The organism is Aminobacter sp. P4_H6_2, from assembly GCF_056400805.1.
This window is the reverse complement of record NZ_JBFUKO010000047.1, coordinates 1-18,241: the sequence shown is the minus strand read 5'-3', so window position 1 is coordinate 18,241 and position 18,241 is coordinate 1. Positions and strand designations below refer to the sequence as shown.

Below are 18,241 nucleotides of genomic sequence, written 5' to 3'. Positions count from 1 at the left end.
GGATTGTAACTGCCGAATTCGGTGCATCGGCGCGCCCCGTTCGCTGGTCAAATCGGGGCGCGGACCTTATTTTGCCAAGGTCCGGGCCGATCCCCACTCAGCGCAACAGTGGAAGCAAATGAATTGAAAGCCGACGCCCACATTCTGATCGTCGACGACGACAAGGAAATCCGCGACCTGCTTCAGGAATTTTTCCAAAAGCATGGCATGCGCGTGTCGATAGCCCGCGACGACGACGAGATGCAGGCAGCACTTCGCCGCGCACCCGTCGACCTGATCATCCTCGACGTCATGCTGCCGGGCAAAAGCGGCCTCGACATCTGCCGCGACCTGCGCACCCATTCCAAGATACCGATCATCATGCTGACGGCGGTCACCGAGACGATCGACCGCGTCGTCGGATTGGAGATGGGCGCCGACGACTATGTGCCGAAACCTTTCGACCCCCGCGAACTGCTGGCGCGCGCGCGCGCCGTGCTGCGCCGGCCTAGCGCTGCCGGTGCCGCCCACCGCCCGATGCCGCAGATCTACAAATTCGCGGGCTGGACACTTGATGCCTCGCGGCGCAGGCTGCTCAGGCCCGACCAGGTGCGGGTCGAGCTGACCACCGCCGAATTCAACCTGCTCCACACACTGGTAAGAAGCGCGCAGCGCGTATTGAGTCGCGAGCAACTGGTGGAACTGTCCAACCAGAACGGTGACTACAGCTACGACCGCAGCGTCGACATCCTGGTGAGCCGCCTGCGGCGCAAGATGGAAGACGATCCGCGTTCACCCAAGCTGGTGCTGACGGTACGCGGCGGCGGCTATCAATTCGTGCCAGAGGTTGTTGCCGAATGAAATGGCTCCTGCCGCGGTCGCTGCCGGCCTGGGTCCTGCTGATCGTCATTGCCGGGCTGCTGGCCATCATGGTTTCGACGCTGTCCATCGTTTCGCGCGAACGCGTCGCCTCCAACAACGTGCTCGACCTGCTCCGGCTCAACGACAGGGCGCTGTCGCTGACCAAGCTGATGTATGCCGAAGAACCGGCTGATCGCACGCGCATCGCCGCCGGTTTGTCGGTACCGCCGCATGTGCTGAGCACATCGGATGAGCCGGCGATCACCTCGTCGATCCCAGCCGACGACGACCTGGCGGAACTCGAAGACATCATCGTTGGCCGGCTGTCGAAATACGGCGTCGGGGAAGCGCGGGTGCGGCGCGAGTCGGCACAAGCACGGCCGAGCCAGAGCTCGACACAGCCAGACGAGAGCATGGGCAGCGTCGAGAAAGAATTGGTCGACCTGTCCTCAGACTTCACCAACTCCGACACGCTGGTCGCCTCGATCGAATTCAAGGACGGGCAGTGGCTCAACTTCACCATGCAGGCCACACCGCCCAGTCCCATTCTCAACACCGACAGCCTGCCGCTCTACGGATCGGTCGCAGCCCTTGTGGTGGCGCTTTCGATCTGGTCGCTGCGCCGTCTGACTGCACCGTACCGTGCCCTCGAAAGTGCCGTCCGGCGTATCGGGGTGGACCTCAAAAGCCCGCCGCTGCCGGAATGGGGCAGCAGCGAATACAAATCGGCGGCCCGCGCGGTGAACACCATGCAGGCGCGATTGCGCGAATATGTCGAGGACCGCGAGTTGCTCGCGGCAGCGCTCGCGCATGATCTGAGGACGCCACTGACGCGCATCCGCTTGCGCCTGGAATTGCTGCGCAATTCTCCGTTGCGCACCGCGCTGATGAACAATCTGGCCGACATCGAGGCGATCTCCGCTTCGGTCCTGGACTTCGCAACCTTCGAAGCCAAGGGCGAGACATCCGAGCGGATCGATTTCTGGTCGCTTGTCGACTCGATCGCCGACGGCAACCCGCATGTCGTCTTCGACGGCGCCCGCAGCCATGCCCGGGGCCTGACCTGCTACGGCCAGGCCATCGCGTTGCGGCGGTGCGTGTCGAATCTCGTCGACAACGCCGTTAAATATGGTGGCAAGGCGCGTCTTGCCTTGTCGCGCGATGCGGACCGCATCCTGCTGACCATCGACGATTCGGGACCAGGCATCCCCGAAGCCCAGATGGAGGCCATCTTCCGGCCGTTTACCCGTCTTGAAGCCTCTCGCAACCGCYAGACTGGCGGTTTTGGGCTAGGCCTGACAATCGCCCGCAATATCGCACGCCGCTTTGGCGGCGACGTGACGCTTAAGAACAGAACCGATGGTGGCGGCTTGCGCGCCGAGCTAACGATCCCGCTGGCCCAAGCGGCACAGCCGATTCCAGCCAAATAGGATCAGTTGCCGTTTCTGCGCTGGCTGCGGCCACGCAGCCAGAACACGCCGAAGAAGCCGAGCACGAAGAGCACCCCAACGATGCCGGCGGCGACCGTCGAATAATTGCCGACCGCCAGCATAATCTTCGGCAGGAAGTACGCAGCAACGCCGAAAATGATCATGATGCAGGCAGCGGCGACGGCAGCTTGGCGGGTTTTGGTGTCCATCGGCAGATTCCTGATGTTGCGGGCTCAAGGCCCGGCGAAGCTGAACGTCATAGCGCTCGCAGGCCCATCAGCCAACGCGCCAATGCCGGTTCCTTTGTCGCATGCGCGACCCCGCGCAGGCGTCGATCGCCGCTGCCTGTCAGGCGCCAAATTCGGCTCGGAAATCCTCAAGCTTGCGCTTCTGCTGGCCCGCGGCATCGAAATTTGCCGGGGCAAGCCAGGCTTCATACGCCTGCTTCAATGCTGGCCACTCCTTGTCGAGGATCGAATACCAGGCCGTGTCGCGGTTTTCGCCCTTGGCGACCATGTGCTGGCGGAAGATGCCCTCGAACTTGAAGCCGAAACGTTCCGCGGCACGTTTGGACGGCTCGTTGCGGTTGTTGCATTTCCATTCGTAGCGGCGATAGCCGAGCTCGAAGATGTAGCGTGCAAACAGGAATTGCGCCTCGGTCGCCGCCGGCTTGCGGGAAATGACGTCGCTCCAGTAGATGTTGCCGATCTCGATGACGCCTTGAGCAGGATCGATGCGCATCAGCGTCTGGCGCCCGGCCATCTTGCCGCTCGCCTTGTCGACGACGACAAAAAACAGCGGATCCTCGCTCGCCGCCGACTTTTCGAGCCAGGGTTCGAACTCGGCACGCGTCTGCGGCTTGGTATCGAAAAGCCAGCGGAAGCGGCCCTCGGCATCCTGGGCTGTGGCCATCTCGTAGAGGCGTTCGCCGTGTTTTTCCGCATCGAGCGGTTCAAGGCGCACATAGCGACCATCGAGCACGACGCGCTCGGGGCGCGGGCGCGGCTTCCAGTCCTGCAGGTTGTCGGTCAACGATCTCTCCAATTCGTTTGACATGGCCGTCCGGACTCTCGCAAAAATCAACAGCCACCGAAAGAACCAGACGGGTACCCGCAATGCTCCAAACGATTGCCGCCTTCGACCGCCTTGGTGAAGAAAACGCGTTTGCCGTTCTGGCGCGCGCCACGGCACTTCTCCATGAGGGACGCGACATCATCAATCTCGGCATCGGCCAGCCGGATTTCCGTACGCCCGAGCATATTGTGGAAGCAGCGATCAAGGCGCTGCGGGACGGCCATCACGGCTACACGCCGGCCAATGGTCTTTTGGCGACGCGCGAAGCGGTGGTGCGGCGAACGCTGACGACGACAGGCGTGGAAGTGTCGCCGGAAAGCGTGATGATCATGCCCGGTGGCAAGCCGACGATGTTCGCCGCGATCCTGATGTTTGGCGAGCCGGGCACGGAAATCCTCTACCCCGACCCCGGTTTCCCGATCTATCGCTCGATGATCGAGTTCACCGGAGCGACACCAATACCGGTGCCGATGCGAGAGGCCAACGGCTTTGCCTTTTCGGCGGAGGAAACGCTTGCGCTGATCACGCCAAAGACGCGGCTTCTGATCCTCAATTCGCCAGCCAATCCGACCGGCGGGGTGACGCCGAGCACGGAGATCGCCAAGCTGGTCAAGGGGCTGGAAGCCCATCCCCATGTCGCTGTCATGTCCGACGAGATCTACGACGTCATGACCTATGACGGCGAGCAACACACCTCGCTGCTGAGTTTTCCTGAAATCCGCGACCGGCTGATCGTGCTCAACGGCTGGTCCAAGACCTGGGCGATGACCGGCTGGCGCATGGGCTGGTCGATCTGGCCGAACGGACCACAGGGCGGCCATCTCTACGACAAGGTGCGCAAGCTCGCGGTCAATTGCTGGTCATGTATCAACGCGCCTAGCCAATATGCCGGCATAGCCGCGATCGACGGCCCGCAGGATGACGTCGAGCGTATGATGCGTGCCTTCGACAAGCGCCGCCGCATCGTCGTCGAGGGCCTGAATGCGATCCCCGGCATTTCCTGCATCACGCCGAAGGGTGCCTTCTACGCCTTCCCCAATGTCGAAAAGACCGGCTGGAAGGCCAAGCAGCTCGCCTCTGCGCTGCTGGAGGAAGCTGGCGTCGCGCTGATCGGGGGCCCGGATTTCGGTATACTTGGCGAGGGCTATATCAGGCTGTCCTACGCCAACTCCGAAGAAAACATCCTGCGCGCGCTGGAGCGCATCGAGGCGTTTTTGGCGAAGTGACCGGGCGCCTTACCCGCGCCCGACATAAGGCATCTTGGTCGCCATCACGGTCATGAACAGGACGTTGGCGTCGAGCGGCAAGCCGGCCATGTAGACCACCGCCTCGGCGACACGCGCGACGTCCATCACAGCCTCGGCTGCGATCGAGCTGTCGGCCTGCTGCACGCCAATTGTCATCGGCAACGCCATCTCGGTTAGCGCATTGCCGATGTCGATCTGGCCGCAGGCAATGTCGAAGGGCCGGCCATCGAGCGCCAGCGTCTTGGTGAGGCCGGTGATGGCGTGCTTGGTGGCGGTATAGGGCACCGAGCCGGGACGCGGCGCATGGGCTGAAACGGAACCGTTGTTGATGATACGGCCACCCATCGGTTCCTGCCTGCGCATCGCCGCGAAGGCCGCGCGTGAGCACAGGAACGATCCTGTCAGATTGACAGCGACGACCTCGTTCCAAGCTTCGACCGGGATTTCGTCGATGGTGGACGCCTTGTAGCCCATGCCGGCATTGTTGAAGAGCAGGTCGACCCGGCCAAAAGCCTCGGTGATCGTCTCGAACATGTCGTYGACCTGGTCGGGCTTGGTGACATCGCAGACGACGGCCAGCGCCTTGGCGTCGGTCTTGCCGGCATCGAGGATCGCCTCGTTCAGCGTATGCTTGCTGCGGCCGCAGAAAACCGTGTTCCAGCCATCGTGGAGCAACGCGGTCGCGACCGCCTTGCCGATGCCCTTGCCAGCACCTGTGACCACCGCAACCCTGTTGCTCGACATGATGAAGCCCTCCCCGCGCATGACCAACCGCCGGCGGGCGATCTTTCGTAGCGGTTTCAATTTTAGAGCGCCAGCTCAAGCAAAACCAGCGTGGTTTTGCTTGATGGTCCATTCGGAGATGTCGGGATAGTCACACAAAAAGGGCGGTCATTGGCGACCGCCCAGTTTTAAATCGAACCGTGCTTGGGAGGAGGAGAGCCGATCCGAATGAGGAAAGGATGCGCCTGGTCGGTTAACAAATCCTTAACGCGAAAAGCAGCCTTTTAGCGGCTTACAGGCTCCCTCGCCGCAGGCCGGCTTACCAGCGCGGATTGACCTGCGGATTGGCGGAGGCTTCGACCGGCACCTTGACGCTCGAAATGGTTGCCTCGACGTGGTCGATAAGCGCGTCCGGCAGCTTCAAACGGCCCGCGAGCAGATCGAGATAGCCGCGCTCGGCGCGGGTGTCAGGATCGATCGCAAGGCGCGAGGCGGTGTACAGCTCGACCTTCTGCGCGTCGGTCTGGGCAGCAGCCACGAGAGCGTCGAGGTCCAGCGGCGCGTCGAGTTCGGCGTTCACAAACTGCGCAGCCTCGGAATCGATGCCCGACAGGCTGAGCCTGTCGCCGATCTTCTTGCGTTCCTCGTCGTCGATATGGCCGTCGGCCTTGGCGGCAGCGATCATGGCGCGGATCAGCGTCAGGGCGAATTCGGTCTCGCCCTGCGGTGCCTGGGCCGGATGGAAGGAATTGTCGGCCGGCGGCGGCAGAAGCTGCGTATCAGGATTGGTGTTGGCCGTGGCGTCGGGCGCGTTGCCGGCCTTGTAGTTCTGGTAGGCCTTGTAGGCGAGGCCACCGATGGCGGCGAGACCGCCGACCTTCAGCGCGGTGCCCGTAACCTGGCGGCCGGTGCCGGTGCCAAGCAGCACGGCAACCAGCGCGCCTGCGGCCAGCGGATTGTCCTTGGCGAGCTGGGTCGCCTGCCCAGCCTTGTCGCGCACAGTGGAACCGGTGCCTGGGATCGTGGAGCCGAGGAGATCGTTGAGCAGCTTCTTGGGATCGAACATGGGTGCCTCCGGTTTGGAATGTCGGTCGCCGTGAGGTAGGCGGACGAAGGCGACATTACAATGACATCAGCCAATTTGGCGAGGCAGTCGGAGACTGAACGTCAACTGCCGATGTGGGGTGCTATGCCGCGTTTTTCGGCGAGTTCAACCTGCTTGTGGCGCTCAGCGTAGCGGGCGCGGTCCTCTTCGGTGCGGGCATCATGGCAATGCGGGCACGAAACGCCTGGTACAAATTTCGGCGACAAAAGCTCTTCCGGCATCAGCGGGTGCCGGCAGGCGCGGCACAGCTCGGCTTCGCCGACGGCCAGGCCATGGGAAACCGACACACGCTCGTCGAAGACGAAGCACTCGCCTTGCCACAGGCTCTCTTCGGCCGGCACTTCTTCGAGATATTTGAGGATGCCGCCCTTGAGGTGGAAGACGTCGTCGATGCCGAGCGACTTCACATAGGCGGTTGCCTTTTCGCAGCGAATGCCGCCGGTGCAGAACATCGCCACCTTGCGGCCTTCGAGTTCGGCGCGGTGGTTTTCGACCCAGGCTGGGAACTCGCGGAAACTCTTGGTCTGCGGGTCGACGGCGCCCGAGAACGTGCCGATCGACACTTCATAGTCGTTACGGGTGTCGACCAGGATGGTGTCGGGATCGGAGATGAGCGCATTCCACGCATCCGCCTCGACATAAGCGCCGACGCTGGCGAGCGGGTCGATGCCCTCGACGCCCATGGTGACGATCTCGCTCTTGAGCCGCACCTTCATGCGATGGAACGGCATGTCTTCGGCGGCACTGTATTTCACCTCGAGCCCGGTGAACTCGGGCATGGCTTCGAGATAGGCGATCAGCTCGGCAATCGCCTGCTCGGTACCGGCGACGGTGCCGTTGATGCCCTCGCGGGCAAGCAGCAGCGTGCCTTTGATGCCACGAGCGCAGCAGAAAGCAGCGATCGGCGCGCGCAAAGCCTCGAAACCCTCGAGCCGGCAGAAGCGGTAGAGGGCGGCAACACGGAAATGGGGTGCAGGCGTGGAGAGATTCATGGCGAGAGCCCCTAGCGCCTTGGCTCGCAATTTTCAATGCGGCGCGGAAAAGCCAATGATTATGGATGGTTGCTGAATTGTCGCGACGACAGCTTCAGGCCAGATGCAAATTTATTTATCCACGCCTGCCAAAGTCGGGCGACAATTGCACTGACGAAAGGGAGTGTGAGGCGCATGTTCAGCAGGCAGACGGCAACGGAAATCGAAAAGGCGGCCAAGGAATTCGGGCTCGAACCGGCGGCATTGCTTGCCATCGCCGAGATCGAGAGTGCCGGCCAGGTGTTTGCCAAGATCGATGGCCGAAACGAGCCGCTGATCCGCTTCGAGGGCCATTATTTCGACCGCAGGCTTTCCGGCGACAAGCAAGACAGGGCGCGGGGAGCAGGTCTCGCCTCGCCGACAACAGGCGCGGTCGCCAACCCACGCGCCCAGGCGGCACGCTGGCAGATGCTCGACCAGGCGGCTGAAATCGACCACCAGGCCGCCTATGAGTCGACCTCGTGGGGCCTCGGCCAGGTGATGGGCGCGCACTGGCTGTGGCTCGGCTTCGACAATGTCGACGCCCTCGTCAACGAGGCGCGCGCCGGAGCCGCCGGCCAAGCCCGGCTGATGGCACGCTACATTCAAAAAGCAGGCCTCACCGACGCGCTCAACGCGCATGACTGGGAGGCGGTGGGCCACGGATACAACGGTCCCGGTTTTCGAAAGAACGCATACCACCTCAAATTGGCGGAGGCGTACAACAGACAAATCAGCGGCCCTGCCCCCGGCGACCGGCTGATGGCGGTTGGCTCGCGCGGCGAGCTCGTTACCGAGCTTCAGGAAGCGCTTGTCGCATTGGGCTATTCGGTCGACACTGACGGCATATTTGGCCCTGGCACGGCAGCTGCGGTCAAGAAGTTCCAAAAGGACCATGGCCTCGCCGCCGATGGTATCGCCGGCGAGCGAACCCAGGCCACCCTCAAGAAGGCGCTGCAGTCGGCAAGCGGATTTTGGCAGACATTGAAAACTTGGCTGGCGAAGCTTTTCGGCAGATCGTAGGGCATCGTGTGTCCCGCTGCAGCTTAGCCCGCAACACCATGTCGCTGCTGGTTTCGTGGACTTGAAATGCGCGGTCTGTTAAATCGGTTGAAAATTGACAATGGAGCGAATGCCATGACCAGCAAAACCCAAAAACTGCTTGCGCTGCTGGATGGCCAGCCAGTCATTCCGGTGCTGAAAATCGAGCGCGCCGCCGATGCAGTCCCGCTTGCCCGCGCGCTGGCACGCGGCGGCCTCAAGGCAATCGAAATCACGCTCAGGACCGACGAAGCGCTGGAATGCATCCGCCGCGTCGCCGCCGAGGTCGAGGACTGCATCGTCGGCGCCGGCACCGTCCTGAATGCGCGCCAGTTCGACGAGGCGGCTGCCGCGGGCTCGAAATTCATCGTCAGCCCTGGCGTTACACGCGAACTGATGGCTCACGCCGCCACCAGCGACGTACCGCTGCTTCCCGGCATGATCACGCCTGGCGAGATCATGGCCGCGCTTGAAGCCGGCCTCGACTTCGTGAAATTCTTCCCCGCCGAACAGGCTGGTGGCGCGCCTTTCCTCAAGGCCTTGGCTTCGCCCTTTGCCGGCGTGAAGTTCTGCCCGACCGGCGGCATCTCGGCGAAGAACGCCAAGGACTACCTCAGCCTGCCCAATGTCGTGTGCGTCGGCGGCTCGTGGGTCGCGCCCGACGACATGGTCAAGGCGGGCGACTGGGCCGGCATCGAGGCGCTTGCCGCCGAGGCAAACAAGCTGCGCAAGAACTGAGGCGGGATTTTTCCTTTTCCCCCTGTGGGAGAAGGGCAAGTCCCCGAAAAACCAAAAAGCCGCGCTGGTTACCCAGCGCGGCTTTTTTGTTGTTCGGTTTGTCGATCAGTTCGTCGCGAAGCGAGCGACCGAGAGGAACTTGACGGCACTGCCCGAGAAGCGGTGAGCTTCGGTGGCTTGGCTGCCCTGCTGGAAGCCGGCCGTGTAGACTTCCTTCGGCGCGGTACGCACCATGTTGTAGGCAAAACCCGGAGCCTTGGTGTTGGTCGTGACCGTGATGACCTGAGCCCCGCTGCGCAATGCCCAGCGTGCGGAATCGGGTGCTGCGGCCACGACGACGGCTTTGGGCTCGGGCTTGGCTTCCTGAGCGAGAGGACGTGCCGACTTGCGCGTGGTCTTGACGTTGCCACCGATGGCGACCGCAGGGTCGGTACCGGCCGAGGCTGTAGCGATCGCGCTCTTCGGCGTGGCAACAGCCACCGCTTCAGGCTGATCGAACACTGAACGCTGCTCCGGCCGCGGTGCCAGGGCGGCAACTTCGAGTTCTGCCTGGCTGCCCTCGTCTTCTGTCGGAATGTCGTTGGCAGCAGCCAAGGCGGCTTCAACGGTCATGTCCTGCGGACGCGCCGAAGGCAGCGGAGCCCTGACATTGGTAGCAATCGCAGGTGCATCGTCAGTCGAGGCAAGCGCCATCAGCACACTCTCGTTCTCAGGCTTGAGTTCTGCAGGTGGCGTGTAATTCGGACGCCAGCTCGGCAGCGGCACGTTGGCGGCAATCTGCTGCTCGACCGGAGTGGGCCGCTCGCTTTCGGCGAGCGGAGCCGATGCAGCACCAAACGGCACGTTCTCGGCGGTTGCCGAGACGACCTCGGCCTGCGGCCGCGGCGCTACGCCCGGCAGCGGAACGCTACGCGCAGGAAGGGCTGCGATGATGGTCTCAGGCGCCTGCTCGGCCGGTGCCTGGTCGGCAATCTGCGGCAGCTCGGCGCGCTGGGCATTCTCTGGCGAAACGATCTGGATGCCCGGCTGGGCCTTGGCAACCGGCGCGGATGCCACGACCTGGGTCGGCGCCTTCTTGGGGGCAACCGCCGCAATCGTGCTCTCGCCGGTATCTTCTTCCTCGTCGGCACCGCCACCGCCAAACAGCGCGGCAAACAGGCCGCCACGCTTGGCAGGCGAAGCGCTGGCCATGACCAGATCGCCGCTGCTCTTGCGGGCCTGATAGGAGGCGAGTGCCTGCTCAAAGCCAGGCAGCGGCTTGCCGTCGCTCGGCACATGCAGCGTCTTGCCCGAAGGGAACACCGCGACCAGTTCCTGGCGGCTCATGCGCGGCCAATGGCGCACATTACCGACGTCCATGTGGACGAAGGGCGAACCAGAACGCGGATAATAACCGACACCGCCGGCCTGAACGCGCAGGCCCGCATCGCGCAGCTTCTTGAGCGGAACACCTGGAATGTAGAAGTCCATCGCCTTGCCGAGCATGTGCTGGCTTTTTTCGGCAACGCCGTTCGAGCGGCTGCGCAGCAGCGAATTGGTCGCCGGCGAACGATAGGCGGAAACGACGCTGATATAGCCGGAAGCCCCGACCGAGCGGTAGGATTCCCAGACGACGTCGAACAGACGGGGGTCCATCTTGGTCGGCTCGTTGCGGCGCCAATCGCGCAGGAACTGATTGAGTTTCTTCAGTCCGGCAGCATCGTATCTGCCGTTGCGCTTGAACGTGATCTCAGCCTTCTCGCCCGTGTGGGTATAGAAAAGCTTGAGCGTCCGCGTCTCGGCGGAGGCGGTGGCCTGAGAAGCTGTCACGAAACCAAAAGCCAGCGCAGCGGCCGTAAGCCACTTCTGCCAAACGTTCAACTTCGAGCGACGCCCTTCGGTGTTCTCGATCCTGTTCAAATCAAAAGGCCCTGTTAGGCTGCCATCTGTCCCCGGATTTGAAGCCCGGACACGCTTACGAATTCGCGTCCGAATATCGATCCTAATGGTTAATCACTGATTATTGAAGCCGAAATGCGGTAACACCATGGCGRTATCCCCGCAAAACGGAAGCCCAGATTTTTATGGTAAACCGCTGGTTTAAACCACAAAAATAGCGATTAACAAATATGTGCGCCGCCGCAGATTCATGCGGCCCGCAAGCGACAGGCAAGCTTTAATTCAGTTCCGCAGAAGAAAAATGTCAGGACGCGAGTCGCTCGCTGCGCCCAGTCTCGGGATCGATTCCGTACTCCTTGAGCTTGCGGTACAGCGTCGAGCGACCGATTCCCAACCGTCGCGCAACCTCGCTCATCTGGCCATTGTAGTGATCGATGGCGAGCCGGATCATCTCGAGTTCGACATCGGCAAGCAGGCGCACATTGCCACGTTCGTCGAGCGCCCGCAGCATGCCCGGACGGGTTCGTTCAGGTGCCTGCGACAGCACTGGAGTGGGGAGAGAAACTCTTTCGGCAGCGGTGTCGGCGACGGCCGGCGCAGCGTTGCCGCCAAGGTCGACCACGCCTTCGACCTGGGCGCGGATCTGCGGGAACTCGTCTTCGGTGAGCAAATCGCCCTCAGACAGCACGCAGGCACGGAATATGGCGTTTTCCAACTGCCGGATATTGCCCGGCCAGTCATAGGCCTGAAGCAGTGCCAGCGCATTTTCCGAGATCATCGGGATTCTGCCATGCGGGCTTGCCGGGGCGACGCGGGAAATGAAATGGCTGACGAGCAGCGGAATGTCGTCGCGGCGCTCGCGCAGCGGCGGCACGAAGATCGGATAGACGTTGAGGCGGTAGAACAGGTCCTCGCGGAACTTGCCGTCCTTGACCTGCTGCAGAAGATTGCGGTGCGTCGCCGAGATCAGCCGGATGTCGACCTTGACCGTCGAGCGGCCGCCAACGGGATCGACCTCCCCTTCCTGCACGGCGCGCAACAGCTTGACCTGCACGTCGAGCGGCAGATCGCCGATTTCATCGAGGAACAAGGTTCCCTTGTTGGCTTCGACAAACTTGCCCGGGTGCTTGTCGGTCGCGCCGGTGAACGAGCCCTTCTCATGGCCAAACAGGATACTTTCGACCAGATTGTCGGGGATAGCACCGCAATTGACGGTGACGAAGGGCTTCGAGCGCCTGTCGCCGGACCCCTGGATGGCACGCGCCACGAGTTCCTTGCCGACGCCGGATTCGCCCTCGATCAGGATCGGGATGTTCGATGCCGACGCCTTCTGGCCGAGCCGGATGACCCGGTCCATCGCCGGGCTTCGGGTAATCATGTCGCGGAAGGTGAGCAAGCCGCTGCCGCGACGCGCGGTGCGCCGCACCTCGCCCCCGACAGCCTCGACCTTGAGCGCATTGGCGATGGCGGCCTGGAGCTTGTCCGGCGAGGCCGGCTTGACCACGAAATCGAAGGCGCCATTGCGCATCGCCGACACCACGGTCTCGATGCCGCCTTGCGCTGTCTGGACGATGACCGGAATGACCATGCCGCGTTCGCGCATCGCCTTGAGCACGCCGATACCGTCGAGACCAGGCATGGACAGGTCGAGGATGATCACACCGATGTCGCCGCCGAGCGGGCCGTCGAGCACGCGCAATGCCGCCTCTCCGCCATCCGCCACGACAGAGGTGTGGCCGAATTTTGTCACCGCCGCGTCGACAAGGCGACGCTGGACGGGATCGTCATCGACTATGAGAATCGAACCTGCCATGAATGTCCGGAATATGCCCGTAGCTGCTGTTTGGATGTGGATCATCCTGGCACAGGGTTCTAAATAAGGTTTCAAAAAAGCCGGTGAACGAATCCCTTATGATTTGAACGATCCGGTGCAGGTAAGTGAAGAGGAAGACGCAATGCGTTGGAATTCCGGGCAAGAGATGTCAGCCACCGCCTCCGCCGGGAGCGTGACAGGGCTTGGCGAACTGCCCGAATGGAATCTTGCCGACCTTTATTCAGGCATGGACGCGCCTGAGCTTGTCCGCGACCTCGAAAAGGCCTCGGTCGATGGGGTCGCCTTCGAAAACCGCTGGAAAGGCACGCTTGCGGTCGAAGCCGGGCGTGGTGCCGCAGGCAAGCTTGGCGAAGCGATGCGGACCTATGAGGCGCTGGAAGAACTGGTCGGGCGCGTGGTCTCTTATGCCGGGCTGATCTATGCCGGCGACACCTCCGACCCCAAGCGCGCCAAGCTCTACGGCGACGTCCAGGAAAAGATGACTGATGCCAGCGCGCATCTCTTGTTCTTCGCGCTCGAACTCAACCTCGTCGACGACGAACTGATCTTCAAGGCGCTCGATGCCGATCCAGGCTTCGGCCACTACCGCCCGTGGGTGCTCGACCTGCGCATGGATAAGCCTTATCAGCTCGAGGACCGTGTCGAGCAACTGTTCCACGAGAAGTCGATCACCGGGCGCGGCGCCTGGAACCGGCTGTTCGACGAGACGATGTCCGATTTGCGCTTCGACATCGGCGGCGAGGAACTGACGCTCGAACCGGCGCTGAACAAGCTTCAGGACCCGGACGGTGAAGTCCGCAAGGCAGCGTCCGAGGCGCTTGCGGTAACCTTCCGCAAGAACCTGCGCGTCTTCACGCTGATCACCAACACCTTGTCCAAGGACAAGGAGATCTCCGACCGCTGGCGCGGCTTCGAAGACATCGCCGACTCCCGCCACCTCGCCAACCGGGTCGAGCGCGAAGTCGTCGACGCGCTCGCTGCCGCAGTTCGCGAAGCCTATCCGCGCCTGTCGCACCGCTATTATGCGATGAAGRCCAAGTGGCTGGGCGTCGAGGTGATGAACCACTGGGATCGCAACGCGCCGCTGCCGGAGACCCCGCAGGCGGTTATTGGCTGGGACGAAGCCAAGGACACGGTGCTGACTGCCTACAGCAGTTTCTCGCCCGAGATGGCCGAGATCGCGCGCGATTTCTTCGACCGCCGCTGGATCGACGCGCCGGTGCGCCCCGGCAAGGCGCCGGGTGCCTTCGCGCATCCGACCGTGCCCTCGGCGCACCCTTACGTTTTGCTCAACTACATGGGCAAGCCGCGCGACGTCATGACCCTTGCCCACGAGCTCGGCCATGGCGTGCACCAGGTGCTGGCCGCCGGTCAGGGCGCGCTGATGGCCTCGACACCGCTGACCCTGGCCGAGACGGCAAGCGTATTCGGCGAAATGCTGACCTTCCGCTCGCTGCTCGAGCGCACCACCGACAAGCGCGAGCGCAAGGCGATGCTCGCCCAGAAGGTCGAGGACATGATCAATACGGTCGTGCGCCAGATCGCCTTCTACGAGTTCGAGCGCAAGGTGCATCTGGAGCGCAAGAATGGCGAGCTGACCTCCGACCAGCTCGGCCAGTTCTGGCTTGAGGTGCAGGCCGAGAGCCTGGGACCAGCGATCAAGCTGCGCGACGGCTACGAAGTGTTCTGGACCTACATCCCGCACTTCATCCATTCGCCGTTCTACGTCTATGCCTATGCCTTCGGCGACTGCCTGGTGAACTCGCTTTATGCGGTCTATCAGAACGCCGAGAGCGGCTTTCAGGAGAAGTATTTCGAGATGCTGCGCGCCGGTGGCACCAAGCATCACTCCGAGCTTCTGAAGCCGTTCGGGCTCGACGCCACCGACCCCGCCTTCTGGCAGAAGGGTCTTGCGGTCATCGGCAACCTCATCGACGAACTGGAAGCGCTGGACTGAGCGCGTCACTGTCCCAGGCACGCTGAAATCATGACTGATCTTGCTTCTCCCTTCGTCTTGTTTCGGGACGACCCTGCCGGTCGCGAGGTGCTGTTCGAGGCACCCCGCGAGGTCATTGTCGCGCATGACGCGGCGGACTTTTTTCCTGCCTTGCAAGCCGCCCAGAAGGCGCACGAACAAGGCAAATGGCTGGCCGGCTATTTTTCCTATGAGGCCGGCTACCTGCTTGAGCCGAAGCTTCGTCCGCTGCTTCCCGAAGGGCGGCGCACGCCGCTGATCTGCCTCGGCGTCTTCGACCAGCCGTCTGACCGTGACCGTACGCGCTCGCGCGAGCCCGCCACCAACGGGCCGATCTTCGATGCGCGGGCGACGTGGTCGCAAGCCGATTACGCGCGCCGGTTCGAACGCCTGCACCAGCATCTGCGCCAGGGCGACTGCTACCAGGGGAACTTGACCTTCCCGGTGCATGCGCAATGGTCCGGCGAAGCCCTCGACGCCTTCGATGCGCTGATCGCTCGCCAGCCGGTGAAATATGGTGCGCTGGTCTCGCTCGGCGGACCCGTTGTGCTGTCGCGCTCGCCCGAACTGTTCTTCGAGATCAACAGCGAGGGCTGGATCGAGACGCACCCCATGAAGGGCACCGCCCCGCGCGGCAAGACGCCTGAGGAAGATGCACAGCTCAGGGACTTCCTGCGCAACGACGAGAAGAACCAGGCGGAAAACCGCATGATCGTCGATCTCCTGCGCAACGACATCTCGCTGATCAGCGAGGTCGGCACGCTCGACGTGCCAGAACTGTTCCGCATCGAAAGCTATCCGACCGTGCACCAGATGGTCAGCCGCGTGCGGGCGAAGCTATTGCCGGGGCTTTCCATCGAGCGGGTCTTTGCCGCCCTGTTTCCCTGCGGCTCGATCACTGGTGCGCCGAAAATCCGGGCGATGGAGATTCTGCGCGAACTGGAAACTGTGCCACGCGACGTCTATTGCGGTGCGATCGGATGGATCGCCCCAGGTGGCACAATGCGATTCAGCGTGGCGATCAGGACCATCACGCTGCACCAGGACGGCGAGGCCGTCTACAATGTCGGCGGCGGCGTCGTCTTCGATTCGACGGCGGAAGCGGAGTATGCGGAATGCCTTCTGAAAGCGCGCTTCGCCACGGGCACGGTGCCGGCTTCGAGCTGATCGAAACCATGCGCTGGGAGCCGGCGACCGGTTTGCTGCGCGGCGAGCGTCATCTCGCCCGGCTCAAGGCGTCGGCGGAAGCGCTTGGCTTTGCGTTCGACCAGGCATCTGTAGAGAGTGAGCTGCAAAGTGCTGTCGGCGGGAACTCCGCCCTGCGCGTTCGCCTCGCGCTTTCCTCTAGTGGTAGCGCCGATGTCACCACGCAGCCCTTTGCACCGCTAGCACCTGATGCCACCTGGACTGTTCGCATCGCCAACACGAGGCTCGGCTCCGCAAATCCGCTGCTTCGGCACAAGACCACCCGCCGCGACGTCTATGACCGCGCCCGCGCCGAATTTTCGCGCAACGAGGCCGACGAGGTGCTCCTGCTCAATGAGGCAGGAGAGATCTGCGAAGGCACCATCACCAGCATCTTTGTCGATCTGGGCGATGGTGGCCCGCTGAAGACACCGCCGCTTGCCTGCGGCCTGCTCGCTGGCGTGCTGCGCGGGGAGATGATCGAGAATGGCGAAGCGGTGGAGGCTGTTCTGACCRCCATCGATCTCCGTGGCGCCGCGAAAATCTGGGTCGGCAACTCGCTGCGCGGACTGATTTCAGCTCGATTCAGCGAAAATGGTGCTGCTTGACGCCTCCATTGATCGGCGCATACTTTGTGCTCATATGTGTTCGCGGAGACGACAATGACAACCAGCAGCACATTTTCCGTACGGCTTCCACCTGAAACCAGACAGGAGCTGGAGGAATACGCCAAGTCTACACAGCGTTCGAGCGCCTTCATCGTCAAGGAAGCCGTCGAGGCCCACCTTGCCGAGCGCCGTATCTATCTGGCTGCAATCCAGGAGGCGATCGATGAGGCCGACGAAAGCGGCGAGTTCATTTCATGGGAAGCGACGTCGAGGTGGCTTCGGTCATGGGGAACTCCAGATGAACTGCCGCCGCCGGAACCGGATATCTTCACCAAGAATGCCAAATGAAGATCCGCCTCACGAAGGCCGCCATAAGGGATTTACGTGAAGCGCAAACGCATATTGCTGCCGATAGCGATGAAGCGGCGCTTCAACTCGTGCTGCGACTGGACCGGGCCATCACCTTGCTAGGGGAGAGGCCGACCATCGGCCGGCCCACGTCAGAGCAGGCCATACGCGAATGGACTGTTCCCGGCTTGCCATTCCTCATCCCCTATCGGATTGCAGGTGATGCGATCGAGATAATACGCTTGTTCCACACTAGCCGCATGCGTCCACCACACTGGCTATGATCCCCACCCACACCCCCTACGACGGGACGTCGAAACCCTTCGCCATCGGCCTCAAGCAGGTCGAGCCGCGCGACTGGATCGAACTCGACGGCCATCTCGAAGCGTATCTGGCGGAGAAGGACAGGCTGTATGGGGAAATCCCGGACAAGGTGTTCGTTGCCGAGCCGGCGACGCGCGCGGCACAGCAGGAAGTGCTCGAGCTGTTGGTGGCGCATCTGCTCGAAAATTATCCCGAGACCTACCGGATGGAAGGCGGCCGCTGCGTGGTTGCCGGTACGGGCCACGCAATCGACATCGCCAATGCCGGCGACAACCCGCTGGTCGCCGCCTCGATGCTCGTGCAGGAAGACCTGATCCTCATGCGGCGCGGGGAAGACGGCTGGCGGCTCGCCGCGGGCTCGCTATGCTTTCCCTCGTCGTGGAAGCTGACGGAAAAGTTCGGCCAGCCGATAGACAAGATACATGGCCCCGTGCCCGATTTCGGGCCTGGCACACGCATGGCCGAATTGATTTCGCGCATGTTCGACAAGCTTGCCGTACTGGTCGAACGTTTCAACTGGTCGATCCAGGCGGATGGCTCGCTCTACCATCCGCTGTCGGACCGGCAGCGCATCGCAAGTGCCGCCGAGGGGCAGTCGAGCTTTCCCGACAGCGATGTATCGGGCCATGCCTTCATTCGTGTCGAACGGCAGACCTTGAGAAAGCTGCCCGTCTCGGGCGACATCCTGTTTGCGATCCGCATCTATCTCGACCCGCTGGCTATACTTGCCCAACACGAAGATCGCATCCGGTTGGCAGCATCCTTCGCCGAACAATTGATGAGCCTCGACCAACATCAGCTTGACTACAAAGGCCTTGCCGCCGACCGCGTAAGGCTGGTTAAGTTCCTGCTTGCCATGGCTAACGCCGGCTAACTATAGC

General features: G+C 62.5%; 18 protein-coding genes. 11 read left to right on the top strand and 7 right to left on the bottom strand.

Annotation, left to right across the window (positions count from 1 at the left end; all coding sequences use genetic code 11):
- Positions 1 to 123 precede the first annotated feature (123 nt).
- Together AC1DUU_RS06355 and AC1DUU_RS06350 are read left to right on the top strand one after the other, a co-directional pair.
- Entirely contained in the window at positions 124 to 840 is a 717-nt protein-coding gene (locus AC1DUU_RS06355; RefSeq protein WP_476782576.1) for a response regulator, read from the top strand.
- Positions 837 to 2,270, top strand: a complete 1,434-nt coding sequence (locus AC1DUU_RS06350; protein WP_476782575.1) for an ATP-binding protein — start codon at positions 837 to 839, stop codon at positions 2,268 to 2,270. Before AC1DUU_RS06355 ends, AC1DUU_RS06350 begins: the two co-directional genes overlap by 4 nt.
- A gap of 2 nt (positions 2,271 to 2,272) precedes the next feature.
- Here AC1DUU_RS06350 and AC1DUU_RS06345 read toward each other — a convergent pair whose 3' ends face one another.
- Together AC1DUU_RS06345 and AC1DUU_RS06340 are read right to left on the bottom strand one after the other, a co-directional pair.
- Positions 2,273 to 2,479, bottom strand: a complete 207-nt coding sequence (locus AC1DUU_RS06345) for a hypothetical protein (RefSeq protein ID WP_476782574.1) — start codon at positions 2,477 to 2,479, stop codon at positions 2,273 to 2,275.
- A 139-nt stretch (positions 2,480 to 2,618) separates the two neighbouring features.
- Positions 2,619 to 3,302: a GNAT family N-acetyltransferase gene (locus AC1DUU_RS06340; RefSeq protein ID WP_476782573.1), complete on the bottom strand. Its 684-nt coding sequence runs from the start codon at positions 3,300 to 3,302 to the stop codon at positions 2,619 to 2,621.
- A gap of 83 nt (positions 3,303 to 3,385) precedes the next feature.
- Between AC1DUU_RS06340 and AC1DUU_RS06335 the strand changes: the two genes are divergently transcribed.
- Positions 3,386 to 4,570: a pyridoxal phosphate-dependent aminotransferase gene (locus AC1DUU_RS06335; protein ID WP_476782572.1), complete on the top strand. Its 1,185-nt coding sequence runs from the start codon at positions 3,386 to 3,388 to the stop codon at positions 4,568 to 4,570.
- A 9-nt stretch (positions 4,571 to 4,579) separates the two neighbouring features.
- Here the strand turns inward: AC1DUU_RS06335 and AC1DUU_RS06330 are convergent, their stop codons facing one another.
- The 3 genes from AC1DUU_RS06330 to trhO form a co-directional block, all read right to left on the bottom strand.
- Complete coding sequence (locus tag AC1DUU_RS06330) at positions 4,580 to 5,335, bottom strand: SDR family oxidoreductase (protein WP_476782571.1); 756 nt, start codon at positions 5,333 to 5,335, stop codon at positions 4,580 to 4,582.
- Positions 5,336 to 5,633: 298 nt separating this feature from the next.
- Positions 5,634 to 6,380 (bottom strand): tellurite resistance TerB family protein, encoded by a 747-nt coding sequence (locus tag AC1DUU_RS06325; protein WP_476782570.1) that lies wholly within the window; start codon positions 6,378 to 6,380, stop codon positions 5,634 to 5,636.
- A gap of 101 nt (positions 6,381 to 6,481) precedes the next feature.
- Positions 6,482 to 7,411 (bottom strand): oxygen-dependent tRNA uridine(34) hydroxylase TrhO, encoded by a 930-nt coding sequence (gene trhO / locus AC1DUU_RS06320; protein ID WP_476782569.1) that lies wholly within the window; start codon positions 7,409 to 7,411, stop codon positions 6,482 to 6,484.
- A gap of 174 nt (positions 7,412 to 7,585) precedes the next feature.
- Between trhO and AC1DUU_RS06315 the strand changes: the two genes are divergently transcribed.
- Both AC1DUU_RS06315 and AC1DUU_RS06310 read left to right on the top strand, forming a co-directional pair.
- Positions 7,586 to 8,452 carry an N-acetylmuramidase domain-containing protein gene (locus AC1DUU_RS06315; protein ID WP_476782568.1) on the top strand — a complete coding sequence of 289 codons (867 nt, stop codon included), beginning with the start codon at positions 7,586 to 7,588 and terminating at the stop codon, positions 8,450 to 8,452.
- Positions 8,453 to 8,566: 114 nt separating this feature from the next.
- Positions 8,567 to 9,208 carry a 2-dehydro-3-deoxy-phosphogluconate aldolase gene (locus AC1DUU_RS06310; protein WP_476782567.1) on the top strand — a complete coding sequence of 214 codons (642 nt, stop codon included), beginning with the start codon at positions 8,567 to 8,569 and terminating at the stop codon, positions 9,206 to 9,208.
- 105 nt (positions 9,209 to 9,313) lie between these two features.
- On the opposite strand, the gene mepK is transcribed toward AC1DUU_RS06310, so the two are convergent.
- Positions 9,314 to 11,068, bottom strand: a complete 1,755-nt coding sequence (gene mepK / locus AC1DUU_RS06305; protein WP_476782566.1) for a peptidoglycan L,D-endopeptidase MepK — start codon at positions 11,066 to 11,068, stop codon at positions 9,314 to 9,316.
- Positions 11,069 to 11,390: 322 nt separating this feature from the next.
- Positions 11,391 to 12,899: a sigma-54-dependent transcriptional regulator gene (locus tag AC1DUU_RS06300; RefSeq protein ID WP_476782565.1), complete on the bottom strand. Its 1,509-nt coding sequence runs from the start codon at positions 12,897 to 12,899 to the stop codon at positions 11,391 to 11,393.
- Between the two features lie 142 nt (positions 12,900 to 13,041).
- On the opposite strand from AC1DUU_RS06300, the gene AC1DUU_RS06295 reads away from it, so the two are divergent.
- Genes AC1DUU_RS06295 through AC1DUU_RS06270 form a run of 6 tightly spaced genes read left to right on the top strand, consistent with a single transcriptional unit; the run spans position 13,042 to position 18,234 of the window.
- Complete coding sequence (locus AC1DUU_RS06295) at positions 13,042 to 14,877, top strand: M3 family oligoendopeptidase (protein ID WP_476782564.1); 1,836 nt, start codon at positions 13,042 to 13,044, stop codon at positions 14,875 to 14,877.
- Between the two features lie 30 nt (positions 14,878 to 14,907).
- Entirely contained in the window at positions 14,908 to 16,062 is a 1,155-nt protein-coding gene (locus AC1DUU_RS06290) for an aminodeoxychorismate synthase component I (protein ID WP_476782563.1), read from the top strand.
- Positions 16,011 to 16,688, top strand: a complete 678-nt coding sequence (locus AC1DUU_RS06285) for an aminotransferase class IV family protein (protein ID WP_476782562.1) — start codon at positions 16,011 to 16,013, stop codon at positions 16,686 to 16,688. Before AC1DUU_RS06290 ends, AC1DUU_RS06285 begins: the two co-directional genes overlap by 52 nt.
- Positions 16,689 to 16,742: 54 nt before the next feature.
- Positions 16,743 to 17,036, top strand: a complete 294-nt coding sequence (locus AC1DUU_RS06280) for a CopG family ribbon-helix-helix protein (protein WP_476782561.1) — start codon at positions 16,743 to 16,745, stop codon at positions 17,034 to 17,036.
- The gene (locus AC1DUU_RS06275; RefSeq protein ID WP_476782560.1) at positions 17,033 to 17,320 is read left to right on the top strand and encodes a type II toxin-antitoxin system RelE/ParE family toxin; all 288 of its coding nucleotides are present in this window, start codon (positions 17,033 to 17,035) and stop codon (positions 17,318 to 17,320) included. Before AC1DUU_RS06280 ends, AC1DUU_RS06275 begins: the two co-directional genes overlap by 4 nt.
- Entirely contained in the window at positions 17,317 to 18,234 is a 918-nt protein-coding gene (locus AC1DUU_RS06270) for a heme-dependent oxidative N-demethylase family protein (RefSeq protein ID WP_476782559.1), read from the top strand. The genes AC1DUU_RS06275 and AC1DUU_RS06270 overlap by 4 nt, the downstream gene beginning before the upstream one ends.
- Positions 18,235 to 18,241: the final 7 nt, after the last annotated feature.